At 61.4% G+C, this 19,358-nt stretch carries 19 protein-coding genes; 4 read left to right on the top strand and 15 right to left on the bottom strand.

Annotated elements, in window-relative coordinates; all coding sequences use genetic code 11:
• Positions 1 to 89: 89 nt before the first annotated feature.
• The 6 genes from BM70_RS0100470 to BM70_RS0100445 all read right to left on the bottom strand — a co-directional run bounded on the left by BM70_RS0100470 (position 90) and on the right by BM70_RS0100445 (position 5,529).
• Positions 90 to 1,532, bottom strand: coding sequence for a PLP-dependent aminotransferase family protein (locus BM70_RS0100470; RefSeq protein WP_025854176.1), 1,443 nt, complete (start codon positions 1,530 to 1,532; stop codon positions 90 to 92).
• Positions 1,533 to 1,783: 251 nt separating this feature from the next.
• Complete coding sequence (locus tag BM70_RS0100465; RefSeq protein ID WP_025854175.1) at positions 1,784 to 2,599, bottom strand: OmpA family protein; 816 nt, start codon at positions 2,597 to 2,599, stop codon at positions 1,784 to 1,786.
• Complete coding sequence (locus BM70_RS0100460) at positions 2,596 to 2,958, bottom strand: DUF4398 domain-containing protein (protein WP_025854174.1); 363 nt, start codon at positions 2,956 to 2,958, stop codon at positions 2,596 to 2,598. Before BM70_RS0100460 ends, BM70_RS0100465 begins: the two co-directional genes overlap by 4 nt.
• 9 nt (positions 2,959 to 2,967) lie before the next feature.
• On the bottom strand, positions 2,968 to 3,783 hold the full coding sequence (locus BM70_RS0100455; RefSeq protein WP_025854173.1) for an ABC transporter substrate-binding protein: 816 nt from the start codon (positions 3,781 to 3,783) through the stop codon (positions 2,968 to 2,970).
• A 70-nt stretch (positions 3,784 to 3,853) separates the two neighbouring features.
• On the bottom strand, positions 3,854 to 4,777 hold the full coding sequence (locus BM70_RS0100450) for an electron transfer flavoprotein subunit alpha/FixB family protein (protein WP_025854172.1): 924 nt from the start codon (positions 4,775 to 4,777) through the stop codon (positions 3,854 to 3,856).
• A gap of 2 nt (positions 4,778 to 4,779) precedes the next feature.
• Positions 4,780 to 5,529, bottom strand: coding sequence for an electron transfer flavoprotein subunit beta/FixA family protein (locus tag BM70_RS0100445; RefSeq protein WP_025854171.1), 750 nt, complete (start codon positions 5,527 to 5,529; stop codon positions 4,780 to 4,782).
• Between the two features lie 523 nt (positions 5,530 to 6,052).
• On the opposite strand from BM70_RS0100445, the gene BM70_RS0100440 reads away from it, so the two are divergent.
• Positions 6,053 to 7,717 carry an electron transfer flavoprotein-ubiquinone oxidoreductase gene (locus tag BM70_RS0100440; protein WP_025854170.1) on the top strand — a complete coding sequence of 555 codons (1,665 nt, stop codon included), beginning with the start codon at positions 6,053 to 6,055 and terminating at the stop codon, positions 7,715 to 7,717.
• A gap of 163 nt (positions 7,718 to 7,880) precedes the next feature.
• Here the strand turns inward: BM70_RS0100440 and BM70_RS0100435 are convergent, their stop codons facing one another.
• Complete coding sequence (locus BM70_RS0100435; RefSeq protein ID WP_025854169.1) at positions 7,881 to 8,774, bottom strand: AraC family transcriptional regulator; 894 nt, start codon at positions 8,772 to 8,774, stop codon at positions 7,881 to 7,883.
• Positions 8,775 to 8,956: 182 nt separating this feature from the next.
• Here BM70_RS0100435 and BM70_RS0100430 point away from each other — a divergent pair, with 182 nt between their 5' ends.
• Positions 8,957 to 10,009: an NAD(P)-dependent alcohol dehydrogenase gene (locus tag BM70_RS0100430; RefSeq protein ID WP_025854168.1), complete on the top strand. Its 1,053-nt coding sequence runs from the start codon at positions 8,957 to 8,959 to the stop codon at positions 10,007 to 10,009.
• Here the strand turns inward: BM70_RS0100430 and BM70_RS0100425 are convergent, their stop codons facing one another.
• From BM70_RS0100425 to BM70_RS0100400, 6 genes are all read right to left on the bottom strand, one after another.
• The gene (locus BM70_RS0100425) at positions 10,010 to 10,813 is read right to left on the bottom strand and encodes an IclR family transcriptional regulator (protein WP_025854167.1); all 804 of its coding nucleotides are present in this window, start codon (positions 10,811 to 10,813) and stop codon (positions 10,010 to 10,012) included.
• A gap of 155 nt (positions 10,814 to 10,968) precedes the next feature.
• Positions 10,969 to 11,934, bottom strand: a complete 966-nt coding sequence (araH, locus tag BM70_RS0100420; protein ID WP_025854166.1) for an L-arabinose ABC transporter permease AraH — start codon at positions 11,932 to 11,934, stop codon at positions 10,969 to 10,971.
• 19 nt (positions 11,935 to 11,953) lie between these two features.
• Positions 11,954 to 13,453: an L-arabinose ABC transporter ATP-binding protein AraG gene (gene araG / locus BM70_RS0100415; protein WP_025854165.1), complete on the bottom strand. Its 1,500-nt coding sequence runs from the start codon at positions 13,451 to 13,453 to the stop codon at positions 11,954 to 11,956.
• Positions 13,450 to 14,430 carry a substrate-binding domain-containing protein gene (locus BM70_RS0100410; protein ID WP_025854164.1) on the bottom strand — a complete coding sequence of 327 codons (981 nt, stop codon included), beginning with the start codon at positions 14,428 to 14,430 and terminating at the stop codon, positions 13,450 to 13,452. The genes araG and BM70_RS0100410 overlap by 4 nt, the downstream gene beginning before the upstream one ends.
• 32 nt (positions 14,431 to 14,462) lie before the next feature.
• The gene (locus BM70_RS0100405) at positions 14,463 to 15,284 is read right to left on the bottom strand and encodes an SDR family oxidoreductase (RefSeq protein WP_025854163.1); all 822 of its coding nucleotides are present in this window, start codon (positions 15,282 to 15,284) and stop codon (positions 14,463 to 14,465) included.
• Between the two features lie 176 nt (positions 15,285 to 15,460).
• Positions 15,461 to 15,940, bottom strand: coding sequence for a GNAT family N-acetyltransferase (locus BM70_RS0100400; RefSeq protein WP_010208407.1), 480 nt, complete (start codon positions 15,938 to 15,940; stop codon positions 15,461 to 15,463).
• A gap of 190 nt (positions 15,941 to 16,130) precedes the next feature.
• Between BM70_RS0100400 and BM70_RS0100395 the strand changes: the two genes are divergently transcribed.
• On the top strand, positions 16,131 to 16,463 hold the full coding sequence (locus BM70_RS0100395) for a hypothetical protein (protein ID WP_015885416.1): 333 nt from the start codon (positions 16,131 to 16,133) through the stop codon (positions 16,461 to 16,463).
• 51 nt (positions 16,464 to 16,514) lie between these two features.
• Positions 16,515 to 16,778, top strand: a complete 264-nt coding sequence (locus BM70_RS0100390) for a hypothetical protein (RefSeq protein ID WP_025854162.1) — start codon at positions 16,515 to 16,517, stop codon at positions 16,776 to 16,778.
• Positions 16,779 to 16,903: 125 nt separating this feature from the next.
• Here the strand turns inward: BM70_RS0100390 and BM70_RS0100385 are convergent, their stop codons facing one another.
• Entirely contained in the window at positions 16,904 to 17,821 is a 918-nt protein-coding gene (locus BM70_RS0100385) for a PfkB family carbohydrate kinase (RefSeq protein ID WP_025854161.1), read from the bottom strand.
• Positions 17,814 to 19,280: a cytosine permease gene (locus BM70_RS0100380; protein ID WP_025854160.1), complete on the bottom strand. Its 1,467-nt coding sequence runs from the start codon at positions 19,278 to 19,280 to the stop codon at positions 17,814 to 17,816. The genes BM70_RS0100385 and BM70_RS0100380 overlap by 8 nt, the downstream gene beginning before the upstream one ends.
• Positions 19,281 to 19,358: the final 78 nt, after the last annotated feature.

Genomic DNA, 19,358 nt, shown 5'->3' with positions numbered 1-19,358 from the left:
AACGGCAGAGGGCCATATGCTCGCTTGTTGTGCACGGCATGACAAGCGCGGTGATTAGCCCGCTATCGGATTTCCCCCTGAGACACGTCTCAAAAGCCAGCCGCCGCGGTCTCCTGGCACAACTGGCTGGCCAGCATCCCCAGCGTCATCAGCGCCCGCTCTGCCTCGCGGTTCCACGGCGTACCGCAGTTGAGGCGAATGCAGTGGTTGAACTGTTCGGTGTTGCTGAAGATCAGCCCCGGCGCAATGCTGATGCCCTGTTGCAGGGCACGCACGTGCAGTTCCTGCGTATTGACCCGCCCCGGCAAACTGACCCACAGGATGAAGCCGCCGGTCGGGCGGGTCATCTGCGTGCCCTCCGGGAAATACTGCTGCACTGCCAGCTGGAAGGCGCTGAGGTTCTTGCGGTATTCCTGGCGGATGTAGCGCAGGTGCCGGTCATATCCGCCGTTCTCCAGGTATGCCGCGACGCCCATCTGCGTGACACTGCACGCGGAGTGGGTGCTGAACATCTGCAGGCGCTGGATTTCCTGCTGGTACTTGCCAGCGATCATCCAGCCGATGCGCACGCCGGGGGACAGCGTCTTGGAAAAACTCGAGCAATAGATCACTCGGTCAAGGCGGTCGTAGGCTTTCAAGGCCTTGCTGCGGCCCAGTTCGAACATCAGTTCGCCGTAGATATCGTCTTCGACAATCTGGATATCGAAATCCGACGCCAGGCGCAGCAACTGTTTCTGCCGCTCCTCAGGCATGGTGCCGCCCAGGGGATTGCTCAGGCGTGTGGTCAGCACCAGTGCCTTGATCGACCATTGGTTGGCCGCCAGCTGCAGGGCTTCCAGGCTCATCCCGGTAGATGGGTCGCTGGGGATCTCGATGACCTTGAGACCCAGCAGGTCGGCCAGTTGCAGCAAACCATAATAGGTCGGTGATTCAGCGGCAATCAGGTCGCCAGGCCGCGTCAGCACCCGCAGCGACATCTGCAATGCGTCCACGCAACCGTGGGTGATCACCACTTCGGAAGGGTCCACCACCACGCCCGCATCACGCATGCGGATCGCCACCTGGCGGCGCAGCGGTTCGAAACCGGGGCTGAACATGTAGCTGAAGGCCCGTGGGCTCTGGAAGCGCGTGACCTTGGCCAGTTGCTGGTGCAGCGCGCGCACCGGCAAGTAATCCACGCTCGGCACGGCGGCGCCCAGCGGGAACACACCTTCGCGGCGCGACTCGCCCAACACTTGCTGGATGATGCTGCTGCGGGTGACCAGCCCCGGGCGCTCCACCCGGGCGATGTCCGGCGTTGGCGCCGTGAGCGCGGGCGTCTGGTGCACGTAATAGCCGGACTGCGGCCGCGCCCGGATCAGCCCCTGGTCTTCCAGGTTGGCGTAGGCCTGCAACACCGTCGCGTGGCTTACGTTCAACTGCGAGCTCATCTTGCGCACCGAAGGCACGCGCTCGCCCGGTTGATAGACACCGCGCCGGATATCCTCAGCCAGTTGCTGGGCGATACGTTGGTAAAGCAACAGATTGGTCATGACGCAGCACTCGATTTCACGGGTATTTTATTTTTGTGTGAAACATACCGGCACAGTTTAGAAGTGTACGGGGACAGTTGCCACAATAGTCGAGCACGGGCGGGAGTGACAGTAAAAACTGTAAGGGTCTACACCAAACAATTGTGGGAGCGGGCTTGCTCGCGAAGGCGGTGTGCCAGCCCATGAAGTACTGACTGGTACACCGCCTTCGCGAGCAAGCCCGCTCCCACAGTTTGATCTGTGTCAGGCGCTTAGCGCGCGGCGCCGAGTTGGCCTTTCTCGTCAGAGAACACGATTTCCACCCGACGGTTCTGCGCCCTGCCCCGCTCGGAGGCGTTGGCTTCGACGGGATACTGGTCGCCGTAGCCTTCGACCTGGATGCGTTTTTCGTCGATCCCCAGGTCCACCAGCACGTCCGCCACCGACTGCGCACGGTCGCGGGACAGTCTGAGGTTTTCCTGCTCGCCGCCCGTGCTGTCGGTGTAGCCCTCGATACGCACCACGCGCTTGGGGTTCAGTTGCAGGAACTGCACGATTTTCAGCACCGTGCGATTGGCCGAGTTTTTCAACTCCGCTTCACCGGTGTCGAACAGCACGTCGCCCAAGGTCATCACCAGGCCGCGATCGGTCTGGGTGGTGGCCAGGCTGGCGATCTGTTCTTCGAGCCATTTGCCCTGCTGCTGCACGCTGATCAGCTTGCTTTCACGCAGGGCCAATTGCAGGCGCTGGCGTTCCAGTTCGAGCTTGGCGCCGCGCTCTTGGTTGAGCGCCTGCTCGGTGTGTTCGCGGGCGATGGCGCTGTAGCGCTGGCTCAGGTAAGCGTAATGCACCACGTCGGCGCCGCTGCCCCAGTAGCTGGACAAACGGTCGGCGCGCGCCAGGGATTCACCGGCGCGGATCACGTCCTTGGGCGCAAAGCGCAGCACGTTGGCGTCTTCCTTGACCTGCTGGAAGTCGTTACCCGCCTGCTGCAAGGCCTGTTCACTGTCGGGATGGCTGGCGCAACCGCCCAACACGGCGGTGCCCAACAGTACCGCACAGCTCAAACCGCGGATCATCGGACTCATTGGGCTTCTCCCAACTGCAGTTGCTTGCGCAGGCGGGTGATGCGGGTGTTGAGCACGTTCAACTGCTCCTGGCTCTTGCGGGTCAGTACCTGGGCTTCAGCCAGGCGCGCATCCAGTTCGGCTTGCTCGAAACGCATACGTGCGTTTTTGTAGGATTGGTCGGCCATGCTCGACTTGGCCCGGGCGAACTTGGCTTCGGCCAGTTTCAATTCAGGCGATTCATCCGCGTTGGCCCCCACGGCACTGGCTTGCTCCAAGGCTTGCTGGGTGAGGCGCATTTGTTCATTCGGCGCAGGATCGGCTGCACATCCCGCCAGAGCGACAACGGCGAGGGCCGCGAAAAGAGGTCGAAGAGTCACTGAAAATCCCTACTTTGTTGGGGTGCCGACGGGTTGCTGCAATTGCGCCTTCCAGCGCTCCAGATTGCTCTGCAACGCAGCTTGCGCCACACCGGACGCGGGCAATTCTGTCATCTTTTTGGCGAGCTGTCCGCGCAACCACGGATCATTGCAGGCCGAGTTATGGGAAATCGCCAGGTACAGGCCGGGCTGGTCGATGGGCACGTCGCGGGCGACCAGGTCATTGCTCATGCCCAGGGTCTGCGCCATGGCCATACCGGAATAACGCCCGGCGAGCACGTAGTCCACTTCACCCAGCAGCAGTTTCTGGAACGCCGGCGTCAGCGACGGCAGGCGTTGCAGGCTCAGTTGCTCACCGGCAAAGGTTTCGAAAGCAGCACTCAAACGCGCACGTTCCGACACTGCGCCTTTGTGCCCGTGCAGGTCGGCGGCCGTGGCATAGGCCAGCGTCGAGTCCTTGCGCGTCCACACCAGGTAGTCGAGCTGCACCAGCGCCGGATGGATGTAGTCGAGGGTTTCCAGCTCACCCAGGTTCAGCGGCGCGTCGGCGAGGATATCCATGCGCCCGCTGCGCACTTCTTCCAGGGCCAGGGAGCGTTTGCCGCCGTAGAGCAGGTCGATTTTCAACCCGAGGTCCTTGCCCACTTGCTGCAACACATCGGCGGTCGCGCCGATCAGGTGCGTGGGGTCTTGCGGGTCGCGCCAGAGCAACGGCGGTGCGTCCGGGCTGCCGGTGATCACCAGGCGATCGCATTTGCCGGCGGCCAGCGACAGCGTCGGCAGCAATGTGAGGCCCAGCAGTACCGCCCAAGGGCGCAATTCCATGGCGTGTGTCTCCAAGTCAAAAAAAAGCCCGGTCACAAGGACCGGGCTCTTTATAAGTGAAGCGACTGGATTAGACCAGCTTCTCCAACTCAGGGACGGCTTCGAACAAGTCCGCCACCAGGCCGTAATCAGCCACCTGGAAGATCGGGGCTTCTTCGTCCTTGTTGATCGCGACGATCACTTTGGAGTCTTTCATACCGGCCAAGTGCTGGATCGCGCCGGAGATACCGACGGCGATGTACAGCTGTGGCGCAACGATCTTGCCGGTCTGGCCGACCTGCATGTCGTTGGGTACAAAACCTGCGTCAACGGCCGCGCGGGAGGCGCCGACCGCAGCGCCCAGCTTGTCGGCCAGGGCGTACAGGTGCTTGAAGTTGTCACCGTTCTGCATGCCACGCCCGCCGGAAACGACGATCTTGGCAGCGGTCAGCTCAGGACGATCCGACTTGGCCAGCTCTTCGCCTACGAAGCTGGAAGTGCCCGCGTCGTGGGCAGCCGCAACGGCTTCAACGGCAGCCGAACCACCTTCGGCGGCAACCGGGTCGAAACCGGTAGCACGCACGGTGATGACTTTGACCGAAGCGTTGGACTGTACGGTAGCGATGGCGTTACCGGCGTAGATCGGGCGCTTGAAGGTGTCGGCGCTTTCAACCGAGATGATCTCGGAGATCTGGTCAACGTCCAGCTGCGCGGCAACGCGTGGCAGGATGTTTTTGCCGTTGGAGGTGGCGGCAGCCAGGATGTGGCTGTAGCCAGCGCCCAGCTCTGCGACCAGCGGAGCGACGTTTTCCGGCAGCTGATGCGCGTAGGCGGCATTGTCAGCGTTCAGGACTTTGCTCACGCCCGCAATTTTCGCAGCGGCTTCAGCCACGGCGCCCTGGCCGGCAACCAGTACGTGAATGTCGCCACCGATTTTAGCAGCGGCAGCCACGGTGTTCAGGGTGGCCGGGGCCAGCACCTTGTTATCGTGTTCGGCGATTACGAGGATAGTCATGATCAGATCACCTTCGCTTCGTTTTTCAGTTTCTCGACCAGTTCAGCCACCGACTTGACCTTGATGCCCGCGCTGCGTGCAGCCGGTGCTTCAACCTTGACGGTCTTGTTGGTGGAGGCGGTGGAAACGCCCAAAGCTTCAGGAGTGACCGACTCAAGCGGCTTCTTCTTGGCTTTCATGATGTTTGGCAGGGACGCGTAGCGCGGCTCGTTCAAACGCAGGTCGGTGGTGACGATGGCCGGCAGTTTCAGGGAAACGGTCTGCGCGCCGCCGTCGATTTCACGGGTCACCGCTACGTTGTCGCCGCTCACTTCGACTTTGGAAGCGAAGGTGCCCTGGCCGTAACCGGTCAGCGCAGCCAGCATCTGGCCAGTCTGGTTGTTGTCGCTGTCGATCGCCTGTTTGCCGAGGATCACCAGCTGAGGCTGTTCCTTGTCGACAACGGCTTTGAGCAGCTTGGCAACGGCCAGGGAGGTCAGCTCTTCAGCGGACTCGACCAGGATAGCGCGGTCGGCGCCCAGTGCCAGGGCAGTACGCAGCTGCTCTTGAGCAGTGGCAGGGCCGATGGAAACCACGACGATTTCAGTCGCCACGCCTTTCTCTTTCAGGCGTACGGCTTCTTCCACGGCGATTTCGCAGAAAGGGTTCATCGACATCTTGACGTTAGCGAGGTCGACGCCGGAATTGTCCGCCTTGACGCGAACTTTCACGTTGTAATCGACAACGCGTTTGACAGCTACAAGAACCTTCATGGATTCCTCGTTACTCTCCGGTGAAAAGAAAGTCGCCTAGGCGAACCTGGCGGTTGATGCTCATCGGCACACAAGGGCACCTCCAAAAACGTCGGCGGATGACCTTGCTCACGGGAAATGATGACCGTTCGTCAGTGGTGACTGAGAGGTCATTCTTTATCGCAGCGTGTAAACTGCGCGCCATCGTTCGGGCTCGCGTCACCTGTCTTGCTTTTGGACGTGCTCTTGAAACCTGCTGTCTGCCTACGGTAAGCGCAAAACCGACCGTATATTGACCGGAACACCTATTCTGGTCAATACGGCAAAATAGCCAGTCATAAGCCGCGCCTCTTTGATTTACCTAGCCTGCGGGCAATTCAAACAAACGTTTGTATTGGACGCTGACAGTGGTGTAGATATAATGCGCCACCTAGAGAGAAAGGTGGGTCATCCCCTGCCATTTGGCACCGTGATGATGGTTACGACACCGAACCTCCACCCATTAGAAAAAAAAGCCTGTTGAGCCTTGAGTAGGAGATAGCCTGTGGAACGCGAATACATGGAATTCGACGTGGTCATCGTCGGCGCTGGCCCGGCGGGACTGTCTGCCGCCTGCCGACTGAAGCAGAAGGCCGCCGAAGCCGGTAAGGAAATCAGCGTCTGCGTGGTCGAGAAAGGCTCCGAAGTCGGCGCGCATATTCTCTCCGGTGCCGTGTTCGAACCACGCGCCCTGAACGAACTGTTCCCGGACTGGAAAGAACTCGGCGCCCCGCTCAACACTCCCGTGGTGCGCGATGACATCTATGTACTGCGCAGCCCCGAAGCCTCCACCAAGGTGCCTGACTTCTTTGTGCCCAAGACCATGCACAACGAAGGCAACTACATCATCTCCCTGGGCAACCTGTGCCGCTGGCTGGCCCAGCAGGCCGAGAACCTCGGCGTGGAAGTCTACCCAGGCTTCGCCGCCCAGGAAGCGCTGTTCGACGAAAACGGCGTGGTGCGCGGGATCATCACCGGCGACCTCGGCGTCGACCGCGAAGGCCACCCAAAAGAAGGCGTCTACACCCCCGGCATGGAACTGCGTGGCAAGTACACGCTGTTCGCCGAAGGTTGCCGTGGCCATATCGGCAAGCAACTGATCCAGCGTTTCAACCTGGACAGCGACGCCGACGCCCAGCACTACGGCATCGGCCTGAAGGAAATCTGGGAAATCGACCCGGCCAAGCACCAGCCAGGCCTGGTCGTCCACACTGCTGGTTGGCCTCTGGACATCATGAGCGCCGAGAACACCGGTGGCTCGTTCCTGTATCACTTGGAAAACAACCAGGTAGTGGTCGGCCTGATCGTCGACCTGTCCTACAGCAACACCTTCCTGTCGCCCTTCGATGAGTTCCAGCGCCTCAAGCACCACCCGGTGCTGGCCCAGTACCTCGAAGGCGGCAAGCGCATCAGTTACGGCGCCCGTGCCATCTGCAAAGGCGGCCTGAACTCGTTGCCGAAGATGGTCTTCAAAGGTGGCGCGCTGATCGGTTGCGACCTTGGCACCCTGAACTTCGCCAAGATCAAAGGCAGCCACACCGCGATGAAGTCCGGCATGCTCGCCGCCGACGCCGTGGCCGACCGCTTGTTTGCCGAGTCCGAAGGCGGTGATGAACTGACCGCTTACGTCGACAGCTTCAAGTCCAGCTGGCTCTACGAAGAACTGTTCGCCAGCCGCAACTTCGGCCCGGCGATGCACAAGTTCGGCCCGATCATCGGTGCCGGCTTCAACTGGTTCGACCAGAATATCCTGGGCGGCAAGATGCCGTTCACCCTGCACGACACCAAGCCGGACTACGCCTGCCTCAAGCTGGCCAAGGACAGCAAGAAGATCGACTACCCAAAACCCGACGGCAAGCTGAGCTTCGACAAGCTGAGCTCGGTGTTCATCTCCGGTACCAACCACGAAGAAGAGCAACCGTGCCACTTGAAGCTCAAGGACCCGAGCATCCCGATCGGCACCAACCTGCCGCTCTACGATGAACCGGCGCAGCGCTACTGCCCGGCCGGCGTGTATGAAGTGATCACCCAGGAAGACGGCGAGAAGCGCTTCCAGATCAACGCCCAGAACTGCGTGCACTGCAAGACCTGTGACATCAAGGATCCTTCGCAGAACATCACGTGGGTCACGCCGGAAGGCGCGGGCGGGCCGACTTACCCGAATATGTAAGCCCGCTGCTGGAATAAAAAAGGCTCCCAAATGGGAGCCTTTTTTGTGGCCAACACAACCAAACCTGTAGGAGCCGGCTTGCCGGCGATGAGGCCTTCAAGTCCTGCAATGATCTTGCGGGCGCCATCGCCGGCAAGCCGGCTCCTACAGGGTTTGCGTGTGATCAGGCGGCGCGCTCTTCGCCTGGGTTGCGCTCGAAGTAGCGCTTATATTCCCGGCTGAACTGCGACGTACTCTGATACCCCACATTATGCGCCGCCTGCGCCACGCCCATGCCTTCCACCAGCAGCAATTGCTGGGCCTTGAGCAGCCGCAAACGCTTGAGGTACTGCACCGGCGACAACAAGGTGCAGCGCTTGAAATGCTCATGAAACGTCGACGCACTCATGTGTGCATACCCCGCCAGCGTCTCGATATTCAGCGGCTCGGCATAATGGGCATGCAGGTGATTCAACGAGGTGGCGATCCGCGAAAACTGCCCCTGCTGTTCCACCAATGCGCGCAACACATCGGCCTGTGGCCCACGCAACGCGGTGAAGAGTAATTCCCGCACCCGCGCCGGGCCCATGATCCGGCTTTCCAGCGGATCGTGCAGGCACTGCAGCAGCCGTTCGACACACCCACGCATCGCGTCATCGAGCACCACCGAGCTCATCGACTCCAGCGTCTGCGCCGTCGGCGGCGGCCCGGCCTGAATGCCCATGGCCATCACCAACTCGCCCAGCACGACGCGATCAATGCCCACCGTCACGCCCAGCAGCGGTGCATCCGGCGCCATGGCAAACGTCTCGCACTCGAACGGCACCGGCATCGCCTGGATCAGATAGTGCCCGGCGCCATACTCCAGCGTACGCGGGCCCAGGTAGGCGAGCTTGCTGCCTTGGGCGACGAACATCAGGCTCGGTTCATAGATCTGTGGCCCGCGCGCCACGTCGCAGCTGGCGCGCAGTACTTGCACGCCGGGGAGATGAGTGGGCGAAAAACCGTCGCGGGACGTAAGCCCCTCAATCAAGGCAACCAGCGTGGCGTTGGCATCGAGATGGCGGGTCAACAACATGGCAAAAAACTTCGCGAATAAGGGATGAGAACATCATCGCAGGTCTGGCGGCCAATGGATCCAAACCCGGGGCACTCCCGGACGAATAGGCATGAGACTCGGAGCATTTGCCATGTTCGCTCCCAGGGTCGGCGCGCAGAATGCGCCACCTCACCCGTCCAAGCTTTTGCGAGGTTTCCCCCATGTACACCGCCATCGGTTATGCCGCCCAGTCGGCCACCACTCCCCTCGCCCCCATGTCCTTCCAGCGCCGCAGCCCGCGCGTCGATGACGTGGCCATCGAGATCCTTTACTGCGGCGTGTGCCACTCCGACATTCACCAGGCCCGCAACGAATGGGGCATCGCCGTGTACCCGCTGATGCCGGGCCACGAAATCGTCGGCAAGGTCACTGCCGTCGGCGCCAACGTCACCGCACACAAGGTCGGCGACCTGGTCGGCGTAGGCTGCATGGTCGACTCGTGCCGCCACTGCGAAGCGTGCACATCGGACCTGGAGCAATACTGCCTCGAAGGCCCGACCATGACCTACGCCACCCCGGACCGTGTAGACGGCAGCAACACCATGGGCGGCTATTCCGACAGCATCGTGGTCAGCGAGCACTTCGTGGTGAAGATCCCGGCCACGCTCGACCTGGCCAGCGCCGCGCCGATCCTGTGCGCAGGCATCACCACCTACTCGCCGCTCAAGCACTACGGCGTGAAGGCCGGCGATAAAGTCGGCGTACTCGGCATGGGTGGCCTGGGCCATATGGGCATCAAGTTCGCCAAGGCCATGGGCGCGGAAGTGACCCTGTTTACTCGTTCGGCGAGCAAAGCCGAAGAAGGCCGTCGCCAGGGTGCCGACCACGTGATCGTGTCCACCGATGCCGAGCAGATGAAAGCCGCGGCGGGCAGCTTCGACTTCCTGCTGGACACCATTCCGGTGCAGCACGACCTGAACCCCTACCTCGACGTCCTGCGCTTTGACGGCGTGCACATCCTGGTCGGCCTGATCGAGCCGGTGGACCCACCGGTGAACGCGGCCAAGCTGGTGCTGGGCCGCAAGGTGCTGGCCGGTTCCTTGATCGGCGGCATTGCCGAAACCCAGGAAGTCCTGGATTTCTGCGCCGAGCATGGCATTACCTGCGACATCGAAATGCTCGACATCCGCAACATCAACGAAGCCTACAGCCGCATGATCGCCGGCGATGTGAAATACCGCTTCGTCATCGACATGGCGACCCTGAAGGTCTGATCAGGCCTTCGCGCCCAACTCCGCTGACAGCCGGGCTGCGACCTGTTTGACCACAGGGATCAGCTCGGCCATTTTCTCCAGCGGCATGTAGGGCACGGTACTGGCGATGCTGATGCCGGCGACGATTCGCCGGCTGGCATCGCGCACCGGTGCCGCCACGCAACGGATCGACGGTTCGTTGTCTTCCAGGTCGAACGCATAACCGCCCACCACATATTCACGCATGCGCTGCTCGAACTGTGCCCAGGATTGCTCCGGGTGTTGCGGCCACTGCAGATTCTTCCCACCCGTCGGCAAGCTGACTTCGTACAGGCGCTGCCACTCTTCCACGGTGTCATCCAGCAGCAACGCCTTGCCGATGCCGGTACGCGCCAGCGGCATGCGATGGCCGACCCGCGAGCGCATTTCCGGGCCATTTCGGCCGGGGTTCTTGTGCAGGTAAAGCACGTCGTCGTATTCACGGATGGCCAAGTGGATGGTGTCGCCAGTCAACGCCGACAACTCATCCAGATACGGGATGGCCAAGGTCACCAGCGGCAGTTCTTCGCGCGCCTGGAAACCCAGCTCGATCAACTTCGGCCCCAGCAGGTAGCCGACCTGCGGCACCACGCGCAGGTAACGCTCCTCCACCAGGCAACTGGCCAGGCGATGGGTGGTGCTGCGGGTGGTGCCGATGCGCTTGGCGATCTCTTTCAGATCCCGCGCACCGGCCGCCACCGCTTGCACCACGCCCAAGCCACGCAGCAGGGTCTGGGTGCCGGTGGGGGCGGCGTCTTTGACGGGGGGGTGAGCGTTTTCCTGCATATCGGGCCTATGTGATGGTACGAAAACGAGCGGCATTATAGACGCACGAATCTCACTGTAGGAGCCGGCTTGCCGGCGATGGCGGTGTGTCACTTAGCGCAGGTGTATCTGACATTCCGCTATCGCCGGCAAGCCGGCTCCTACAGGGGGTGTATTCAGCGCTGTTTCATGCGATCGATGATGACCGCAAGGAGCAGGATCGACCCCCTGATCACATATTGGTAAAAGGTATCGATGTTCTTCAGGTTCATCGCATTCTCGATGATCGCCAGGATCAACACCCCGGCAATCACATGGCGGATCATGCCGATGCCGCCGCTCAGCGACACCCCGCCCAGCACGCACGCCGAGATCACGGTCAGCTCGAAGCCCTGGCCAATCATCGGCTGGCCCGAGGTCATGCGCGACGCGAGGATCACCCCGGCCAACGCGCCGATCAAGCCGTGCACGGCAAAGATGATGATCTTGGTGCGATCGACGTTCACCCCGGCCAGCAACGCTGCTTCCTGGTTGCCACCGATGGCCATGGTGTTGCGCCCGTAGGTGGTGTAGTTGAGCAGCCAGCCGAAGAACACAAAGCACAGTACAGTGATGATGATCGGCACCGGCACGCCCATCAGTTGGCCGTTGCCGAACACGAAGAAACCTTCGTCCATCACGCCAACGGCCTTGCCGTTGGAAAAGATGTACGCCAGGCCGCGCACGATCTGCATGGTCGCCAACGTCGCGATCAAGGCGTTGATGCGCAGCTTGGCGATGACAATACCGTTGATCAGCCCCACCACCAGCCCCATGGCCAGCGCCGCCGAGACGCCGAGTACCACGCTGTCGGTGTCGCGGATCACGATCCCCGCAACCACACCGGCACAGGCGATCACCGAGCCTACCGACAAGTCGAAATGCCCCGACGCCAGGCAGAACAACATGGTGCACGCGGCAATACCCACGGTGGAAATCGCCAGGCCCAACCCGCGCATGTTCAGCGGCGAGAGGAAGTTATCGATAAACAGCGCGCTGAGCACAAAGATGCTCAACGCGGCGAGCAGCATCACCCAATCGTCAAGGAACTTGCGCTGGTTGAAACCCGGCCAGAAGCCCTTTGCAGTTTTTACCTGAGACATGCCTACACCCTCGAATTCTTCAAGCCCGCGACCGCGGGAGAGCCAGTTGCAACAGCCGTGCTTCATCCGCCTGGTCGCGGGTGAGTTCGCCGGTCAGGGCGCCTTCGCTCATCACCAGGATGCGGTCGCAGATGCCCATCACTTCCATCAGGTCGCTGGACACCACAATTACCGCAATGCCACTGGCCGCCAGGTTGTGGATGATCTGGTAGATCTCCGACTTGGCGCCGATATCGATGCCACGGGTCGGCTCGTCCAACAGCAGCACTTTCATCGGCATCGACAGCCAGCGGCCGAGAATGGCCTTCTGCTGGTTGCCGCCGGACAGGTACATGATTTTCTGCTCGGCGTTCGGCGTCTTGACCTTCATGGCCTTGATTTGCTGGTCGGCGTTGGTCTTTTCCCAGCCGTCGCGCAGCAGCCAGCCGAATGTGGAATGGGCACCACGGGCACTGATATTGATGTTCTCGGCCACGCTGGACAGCGGGATGATGCCTTCTTTCTTGCGGTCTTCCGGGCACAGCAGCACACCGGCGGCGATGGCATCGCGGGGTGAATGCAGCGGCAGTGTCTGCCCGCAGAGCTCAAGGCTTCCGGCGGTGCTGCGGGTCAAACCGCTCAGCAGCCGGAACAGCTCCGTGCGCCCTGCCCCGACCAATCCGAACAGGCCAAGAATCTCGCCCTTGTGAACGTTCAGGCTGACCGGTTCACGCAGGCCAGGGCCGAGCAAGCCCTCGACCTTCAGCGCCACTTCGCCCTGTTCACGCGGCCGGTAGTCGTAGATGTCCTGGATATCGCGACCGACCATGCACGTCACCAACTGGTCGTGAGTGAGCGCGCTCATGTCGTCGAAGGTGCGCACGTAGCGGCCGTCCTTGAACACCGTGACGGCATTGCAGATACGGAACACTTCCTCCATGCGGTGAGACACGTAGAGCACCACTTTGCCCTCATCGCGCAGGCGCGTGATGATCGCCATCAAGCGGTCGATCTCCCGCGCCGACAAGCTGCTGGTGGGCTCGTCGAACGCAATCACGTGCGCACCACGGGACAACGCCTTGGCAATTTCCACCAATTGGCGCTGGCCCAGGGACAGGCGGCCGAGCTTTTCCTCCGGATCGATTTCGTCCGCCAATCCCTTGAGGCAGGCCAACGCCTGCTTGCGCAACTGGCGGCGGTTGACCACCCCGAAGCGCGTCGGCAAATGCCCAAGGAAAAGGTTTTCGGCCACGGTCATCTCCGGCACCAGATGCAGCTCCTGGTGGATCACCGCCACGCCACTGGCGATGCTGTCGGCGGCAGACTTGAAGTCCATGGTCTGCTCGCCGATCTGCAGGGTGCCACTGCTGGGCAGGTAGGCGCCGCCGAGGATCTTCAGCAGCGTCGACTTGCCCGCGCCGTTCTCGCCCATCAACGCATGCACCTCGCGCGGCCGCGCTTCAAAGCTGATCTGCGCCAGGGCTTTCACACCGGGAAATTCCTTGCCGATGCCATTGAAGCGCAAGGCCGCGCCGGTCATTTCCACAGCCCGATCTTGCTCAACTCTTCCTTGAAGTTGGCGCGGGTAATCAGCGTGACGTTGTCCAGGGCAGTGAACTTGGCGGGCTCGGTGCCTTTGGTGACCCACTCGAACATGGCGCTGGCGGTTTTGTAGCCCGATGCGTCAGGGCTCAACAGCATGGAACCGTAGAAACCGGTGTCGGATTTTTTCAGTTCTTCGATGGCGTCAGTGCCATTGATGCCGACACCGATCACATTCGCCGCCTTGAAACCGGCGCTTTCGGTGGCGCGTACGCCGCCGAGCACAGTGCTGTCGTTCATGCCGCCGATGATCAGGTTTTTCGCGCCGCCGGGCAGTTTCACCAGGGCCGAGTTGGTGGAGTCCATGCTGCCCGGCACGTCGAGGGTTTTCTGCGCGCTGAACAGGATGTGGTCAGCAGGCAGGCCGGCGGCCTTGAGGCCTTCTACCGAACCGTCGGTGCGTTTCTTGCCGGTCTCCAGCTCGTCGAAGGTGTTGATGACGGCGTAGGTTTCTTTCCAGTCCCAGTTGCGATGCCTGGCTTCGGCAGCCATGGCTTCGCCTTGTTTCTGACCGATCTTGTAGGCGTCGAGGCCAACGTAGGGCACATCTTCCATAGGCTTGCCTTTGGCGTCGACAAATCGGTCGTCCACCGCCAGCACTTTGAGGTTATTGAGCTTGGCCTTGGCCATGATCGCCGGGCCGAGGGACACGTCCGGAGGGCAGATCACAAAGCCCTTGGCGCCGTTTGCGGCCAGGGTGTCGATGGCGGACAAGGTTTTTTCACCATCGGGCACGGCGATCTTGATCACGGTGAAGCCCTGGTCCTTGCCAGCTTTTTCGGCAAAGGCCCATTCGGTCTGGAACCAGGGTTCTTCGGCCTGTTTGACCAGGAAACCGATCTTCACTTCTTCGGCCGATACGAAGCCGCTGAAAGCGACCGCGAGCGCCAGGGTGCCGAGTGTCTTCTTAAGCATGAACCACCTCGTTCTTGTTATTGGAAAACGTCTTAGTCGTGGTACATCACAGACCGCCCGCCATCGATCATCAGGCAGGTGGCATTGATAAAGGGCGCCTCGTCGGTCGCCAGGAACAACGCGCTCATCGCCACCTCGATCGGCTGGCCGATGCGCTTGGGCGGGTGCAGGTCGAACGCGCGTTGGCGTTCGGCGTGGGGGTCGGGGAAACCGTTCCAGTAGTCGACGTTGAGCTGGGTTTCGATGTAGCCCGGCGCGATGGCATTCACGCGGATGCCCTTGGGTGCGTACTCGATGCCGAGGGCACGGGTAAGGCCGAGCAGGCCGTGCTTGGCCACGGGATAGGGGAAGCAGCCGGGGATGATGTGGCTGGAATGGGTGGAGGCAATATTGATGATGTTGCCGATGCCCTGCTCGATCATGTGGGGCAGCACCGTGCGGCAGCCGAACCAGGCACCGTCGAGGTCGATGGCGAAGCAGCGGCGCCAATCCTCGTCGGTCATCTCCAGCGGGTCGCGGAACACGTTGACGCCGGCGCAATTGACCAGCACATCCACACGGCCGAAGTGCTCGATGGCCACATTGACCAGCGCCTGCCATTGTTCCTTGGACGTGATATCGACGGGTTGCGCGTAGATCTCGGCGCCGCGTTCGCGCCAATGGGCGGCGACCTGCTCGACCTTTTCGCCCTGGATATCGGCGATGACCAGCCGTGCCTGCTGAGCCTGGAAGCACGCGACGATCGCCTCGCCGATGCCCTGGGCGGCGCCGGTGATGATCACCACTTTGCCTTTGAGCCGCTCGCCATAGGTTGGCTCGGGTACGGCGGGTAACGACAACGGTTGTGCCTGCATCGCTTTCACCTGTTTTATTTTTGGTAGTGAGTGCTGATGCAGACGACTATAAACCCATCATTTGAAATATCTCAATATATAAATTTGCATCCCACATTATGAGAAAAACACAAAAAAATGTGGGAGGGGGCTTACCCCCTCCCACACTTGATCTTCAGTGTTTACAGACTGGCGGGCTAGCCCAGGGCAAAGTCGCGCAGCGCATCACCTTCCATGCGATAGCGCACCCACTCTTCCTGCGGCTGGGCGCCGATGGACTTATAGAAGGCAATCGCCGGTTCGTTCCAGTCCAGCACGCTCCATTCGAAACGCCCGCAGCCATTATCGAAAGCGATCTTCGCCAAGTGGCGCAACAGCTTCTTGCCTGCCCCGCCACCGCGTTGTTCGGGGTTGATATAGAGGTCTTCCAGATACAGGCAGTTGCTGCCCAGCCACGTGGAATAGCTGAAGAAGAACACCGCAAAACCAATCGGCAACCCATCGCGCAAGCAGATCAGGCCGTGGGCCGTGGCGCCCTCGCTGAACAGGCTGCGCTCGATGTCCACCACGCTGGCGATCACTTCATGACGGGCCTTCTCGTACTCGGCCAACTCGGTGATGAACGTCAGGATCTGCGCAGCATCGCTGGGCACGGCGGGGCGAATCTCGATGGTCATGGGCGAGCCTTGGCAATTTCAAAGCACACATACTAAGGCGCTTTCATGACGAGTTGCAGCGCAATTTCATCGTCACTGGCACACAAAATCTTACAGGTGGCACAAGACCGTTCGTCGCCATCAAGGCACGAACACGAAACGAGGGCTGACCAATAGTAGGTAAGGACATTAATCATATGGAGACACCCTCATGAAAAATTCCAAGTTTGCTGCCCTCGCCCTCACCGGCCTGTTGTCCGCTGCGTCGCTGAGCGCCTTTGCCGCCAGCTCGACCACCGGGCCAACCGACCCAACGCCTGACGCCACCACCGAATCGCAGAAATCCATGGGCACTGGCCTGGACACCAATGGCGGCGCGATTATCCAACCGGGCGCCGACCCTCGCACCCAGGGTAATGACACCCAGCGCCAGGCACCGGCTGCCGTCGGCAACGGCAAGATGGGCCCGGCGATCAATCAGCCCAACATCAACAAGGGCGATGACTCCAACGTCCCAGGTGCGCCAAAACAACCTGCGCCTTGATCCATCGCACGCAAGACGAACACCCGATCATTTCCCAGTGAAGAGGTACGCATGAACGTCGATAGAAACCTTGAAAAAGAAGTCCTCACCCGCCTGCTGCACGCTCACCCGCAAGGGCTGGGCAAAGAGGTGCTGGATAACTACCGCGGCGAAAAAGAGGTGGCCAGTGTCTTGGCGTTCCTGCAGGACCGTGGGCTGATCAAGGATGGGCATGTGACCACCGACGCTGCCGGTGAGTATGCGTTGAATCTGCCGATCAAGCTGACGGCGTCGGGCGTGGATGAGGCGCGTAAGTTGGAATCTGAGACTAACTAGCAGCCTTAATGCAAAACCCAATAACGTGGGAGCGGGCTTGCTCGCGAAGGCGGAGTATCAGTGCCAGATTTTTACCTGACACTCCGCTTTCGCGAGCAAGCCCGCTTCCACAGTTTTGTCCGCGTTCAGCCAGCTAATAGAGCGTCCACTTCGGCGGTGGTTGGGGAGGTCGCCGGGCCCCAGCGCGTTACGGCGAGCGCAGCTGCTGCATTTGCCCGACGTGCCGCTTGAGACGGCGTCAGGCCGTGCGCCAACCCAGCCATAAACACCCCCGCATGGGCATCCCCCGCTCCATTGCTGTCCACCGCTTTTACCTTGAAACCCGGCACATGCTCCGCCTGGCCATTGCGGCTGACCCAGCAACCATTCGGTCCATCCCGCACCACTAGCAAAGCATCAACGGGCAGGTGACGATTGAGATCGATCAGCGCATCCGCCAACGTACCCGCTCCGGTAAATGCCAGGGCTTCCGGGCCGTTACTGGTCCAGATATTGATGCGCGGCAACAACGCCATCATCAGCGCCGAATCCGGCGCCTTGACCAACGGGCCCGGATCGAACACCACGGTGATCGCTCGCGGCAGCGCCAGCACCCAATCGAGCAATGCCTGCGCCTTGCCTTCCAATAAAAGGCTGTAGCCGCTGACATACACGTAATCGTCCGCTTGCGGAACCATTCGCGCCAAGTCATCGGCACTCAAGTCACCTTCAGCGCCGATATGGGAAATGAAGGTGCGCTCAGTGGTAGCCTCGGTCAGCGATACACACAAACCGGTGTCTTTATCGGTGCTGGCCGTCTGGGCCATTTCCACCCCTTCGGCTTGCATCGCCGCGCGCGCCAGGTCGCCAAAACGCCCGTTACCGTGACGCCCCAGGTAGACCACTGGCAGCCCGTTGCGCCGAGCGGCGGCCATCACGTTGAAGCCGCCGCCGGCTTCAAAGCTGGCCGATTGCGCCAGCACGTCGCTGCCGGTGGAGGGCAAGGTATCGAGGGCCATGACCAGGTCGACGATGACCTGGCCGGTGTGCAGCAATCTAGACATTAGGGCTCTCGACTAAAGCCGGACGACGATCAGCTGCGCCGCCCAGTACCGCGTAAATCCCGCCGGCCACCAGGAAGGTGACGATCCAGCCCAGGCCGTTGTGGCCCAGCCAGGAGTCGGACAAAGGCCCGGCGAACCAGATGTTTTCGGCGGTGGTGCCGATGGTGGTGAAGCTGAAGCCCAGCACGATCGCCACGGCCCAGGCACCGAACGCACGCCACTCCACACCGCCGCGATACCAGTAGGCGCTGCTTGGGCTCACGTCCAGCAGGTCCTTGGGGCTGTAGTAGTGACGGTGGATCAGGTCGACCACGAAGATGCCGACCCACGCGGTGATCGGCACCGCCAGCAGCGAAATGAAGGTGATGAACGGGCCGTAGAAGCTATCGGCGATCAGCATGAAGTAAATCGAACCGGCGAAAATCGCCACGATGTCGACGATCACCGCATGCACGCGCTTGACCTTCAAGCCGAGCGTCAGGGTGGTGAGGCCCGCCGAGTACACCGACAGGTTGTTGGACAGCAGCAGCCCGCCGAATGCGGTGATCAGGTACGGCACCGCCATCCAGGTCGGCAACATGTCGCGGATCGCGACGATCGGGTCCGTGGCCGAGGCCAGGTCGTTGTTGCCAACCGACAGCAGGCCGCCGAGGGTGATCAGCAACACCAGCGGGATCCCCGCGCCAAACGCGGCGGAGGCCACCAGGCGCACAGCCTTGACGCTGCGGTGCTGGTAGCGCGACATGTCGGCGCCGGCGTTGGCCCAACCGATACCGGTACCGGCGGCCATGGTGCCGATGCCGATGATCATCGCGCTGAGCGGTGCCGGCGTGGCATTGAACACTGCGCTCCAGTCGATGGTGGCACAGAGGAAGCCGCCGACCAGGATGTTCAAGGCGCCGAACACATAGGTGGCCCACTTCTGGATCACCAGCAAAGTGGCGTGGCCCAGGCCGGATACCGACAAGGTCAGCAGCACGAAAATGGCGATGAAGATCAGGGTGAGCACCGGTGCGCTTTTTGCCTCGACCGGCGACCCGAACAGGATCGAACACAGCGACAACAGCACAAAGGCCGCGGTGGTGGTGTTGACGGTTTCCCAGCCCAGGCGCGACATCAGCGACACCAGCGTCGGCCCGATATTGCCGCGCACGCCGAAGATGGCGCGGGAGAGGGTCAGGCTCGGCGCACGGCCACGACGGCCGGCGATGGAGATGATGCCCACTACGGCGAAGGAACCGGCGGCGCCGAGGATCGCGACGATGATCGCCTGCCAGATCGCCAGGCCGCGAAACGCGACCAATGTTGCGCCGAGCGGCAAGCCGAGGATGCTGATATTGGCCGCGAACCACACCCAGAACAGTTGCAGCGGGTGGCCATTGCACTCGCCTTCAGGAACCGGTTCGATGCCGCGTGTTTCCAATTGCCCGGCGCTTTGGCCGGAAGAAGTCGTGCTCATGAGGGGTGCTCCAAGTGCCTGTATTGTTGTGGTTGTGGCAGAGAATCAAAGCGTTGACCGGTCATCCTGACTCGACGC

It is taken from the genome of Pseudomonas sp. CHM02 (assembly GCF_000612585.1).
GTDB lineage: Bacteria > Pseudomonadota > Gammaproteobacteria > Pseudomonadales > Pseudomonadaceae > Aquipseudomonas.
The sequence above is the reverse complement of the archived record's forward strand: the minus strand, read 5'-3'. Positions and strand labels throughout refer to the sequence as shown.

Bases quoted from the DNA above. Each gene is read 5' to 3' on its own strand.
- BM70_RS0100410 (WP_025854164.1), bottom strand. From the start codon at position 14,430: ATGCTTAAGAAGACACTCGGCACCCTGGCGCTCGCGGTCGCTTTCAGC.
- BM70_RS0100455 (WP_025854173.1), bottom strand. From the start codon at position 3,783: ATGGAATTGCGCCCTTGGGCGGTACTGCTGGGCCTCACATTGCTGCCG.
- BM70_RS0100380 (WP_025854160.1), bottom strand. From the start codon at position 19,280: ATGAGCACGACTTCTTCCGGCCAAAGCGCCGGGCAATTGGAAACACGC.
- BM70_RS0100450 (WP_025854172.1), bottom strand. From the start codon at position 4,777: ATGACTATCCTCGTAATCGCCGAACACGATAACAAGGTGCTGGCCCCG.
- BM70_RS0100435 (WP_025854169.1), bottom strand. From the start codon at position 8,774: ATGTTGTTGACCCGCCATCTCGATGCCAACGCCACGCTGGTTGCCTTG.
- BM70_RS0100465 (WP_025854175.1), bottom strand. From the start codon at position 2,599: ATGAGTCCGATGATCCGCGGTTTGAGCTGTGCGGTACTGTTGGGCACC.
- BM70_RS0100445 (WP_025854171.1), bottom strand. From the start codon at position 5,529: ATGAAGGTTCTTGTAGCTGTCAAACGCGTTGTCGATTACAACGTGAAA.
- araG (WP_025854165.1), bottom strand. From the start codon at position 13,453: ATGACCGGCGCGGCCTTGCGCTTCAATGGCATCGGCAAGGAATTTCCC.
- BM70_RS0100470 (WP_025854176.1), bottom strand. From the start codon at position 1,532: ATGACCAATCTGTTGCTTTACCAACGTATCGCCCAGCAACTGGCTGAG.
- BM70_RS0100390 (WP_025854162.1), top strand. From the start codon at position 16,515: ATGAACGTCGATAGAAACCTTGAAAAAGAAGTCCTCACCCGCCTGCTG.
- BM70_RS0100400 (WP_010208407.1), bottom strand. From the start codon at position 15,940: ATGACCATCGAGATTCGCCCCGCCGTGCCCAGCGATGCTGCGCAGATC.
- BM70_RS0100395 (WP_015885416.1), top strand. From the start codon at position 16,131: ATGAAAAATTCCAAGTTTGCTGCCCTCGCCCTCACCGGCCTGTTGTCC.
- BM70_RS0100385 (WP_025854161.1), bottom strand. From the start codon at position 17,821: ATGTCTAGATTGCTGCACACCGGCCAGGTCATCGTCGACCTGGTCATG.
- BM70_RS0100405 (WP_025854163.1), bottom strand. From the start codon at position 15,284: ATGCAGGCACAACCGTTGTCGTTACCCGCCGTACCCGAGCCAACCTAT.
- BM70_RS0100425 (WP_025854167.1), bottom strand. From the start codon at position 10,813: ATGCAGGAAAACGCTCACCCCCCCGTCAAAGACGCCGCCCCCACCGGC.
- BM70_RS0100430 (WP_025854168.1), top strand. From the start codon at position 8,957: ATGTACACCGCCATCGGTTATGCCGCCCAGTCGGCCACCACTCCCCTC.
- araH (WP_025854166.1), bottom strand. From the start codon at position 11,934: ATGTCTCAGGTAAAAACTGCAAAGGGCTTCTGGCCGGGTTTCAACCAG.